1 protein-coding gene is annotated in these 1,206 nt (G+C 68.8%); it reads right to left on the bottom strand.

Annotation, left to right across the window (positions count from 1 at the left end; translation table 11 throughout):
- Positions 1–67: 67 nt before the first annotated feature.
- Positions 68–1,075, bottom strand: a complete 1,008-nt coding sequence (locus ABZ194_RS30380; protein WP_355600447.1) for a recombinase family protein — start codon at positions 1,073–1,075, stop codon at positions 68–70.
- Positions 1,076–1,206 lie beyond the last annotated feature (131 nt).

The following is a 1,206-nucleotide window of genomic DNA, read 5'->3' as shown; positions in this document are numbered from 1 at the left end:
CGGCCTTGGGGAACAGCGGTTAACGCCAAGCGGGTGATCATGGACTCGATGCGGGCCGCGGGCGGGTCTACCGCGGCTCGGCGTTCGGGTGGGGCTGGGCCTGGAGCCTCTCACGCAGGTCCATCTCCTCGGCGGTGAGCGGCTCTCCGGGCTGGCGGATGCGGACGGGCTTGGGCCGCATCGGCAGGCCGTTGTCCGGTGCGGCCTCCTCGGTTTCGGCGAGCGCCCGGTAGAGCGAGGCTACGGATGGGGACTTGCCCGCGTTCTTCCCGGTCTTGATGACCAGCTTCTTGGCGATCTCGGGGACGGGGACGCCCTCGTCCTTCAGCGCGACGGCGAAGGTGAGCATGTCGTCGTCGATGACCTTCGGGCGGCCGCCGTGGTTGCCCTTGGCCGCTGCGGTGACCTGGCCTTCGAGGGTCTTCTCCCGGATGTAGTTGCGCTCGATCTGTCCGGCGACGGCGAGGACGGCGAAGAACATGGCGCCCATGCCGTTGGGGTCGTAGATCCCGGTGAGCGGGCCGGTGAGGAGTTCGAGCTGGATGCCGCCGGCCTGGAGCTCGGCGGACAGCGTCATCAGCTCGGCCGCGTTGCGCGCGAGGCGCTTGAGCTCGTGCACCGTGAGGATTACGGGGGTCTCGGGGGCGGCCTCCTTGAACTGGTGGGCCAGGGCGAGCGCCTTCTCCAGCTCGGGCCGGACCTTGACGCGGGTGCTGATCTGCTCCTTGAAGACCTTGTGGCACTCCGCTCGGTGGAGGGCTTCGAGCTGGCTCGCCAGTTCCTGCCGCGCGGTCGACGTCCTCGCGTAGCCGATGCGGACCGGGCGCTCGGTGCGGGGCGCGGGCACGACGGCGAGCGCCGGGCCCTGCTTCCACGCGCGGCCGGGGTGTCGGTCGGCGGGGACGAGGACTTCGAGTTCCTCGCGGAGCGCGGGGATGAGGACGAAGCGGGGGGTGTGGTACTTCGCGGCGGTCTTCCCTTCCCGGGTGCGGCAGGCGGAGCCGGCGGGGGCGTCACAGTTCGGGCAGTCGTGACGTTCTATCGCCGATGCGGCCTGATCGGGTGTGAGATCCATGCCGGGATTCTCTCAGAAGTGCCTCGCACAACGTGCGGGTTTTGAGAGGACTTTTGCGAACGGCGACCTGCGGAAACGTGATCGCTCCGGGGGCTGTCGCAGAACTCTCACAGATGAACATTTGTGAGAGT

The organism is Streptosporangium sp. NPDC006007 (assembly GCF_040614315.1).
In the GTDB taxonomy this organism is placed as follows: Bacteria; Actinomycetota; Actinomycetes; order Streptosporangiales; family Streptosporangiaceae; genus Streptosporangium.
Note: the sequence above shows the minus strand (reverse complement) of the source record. Positions and strands in the feature narration are given on the sequence as shown.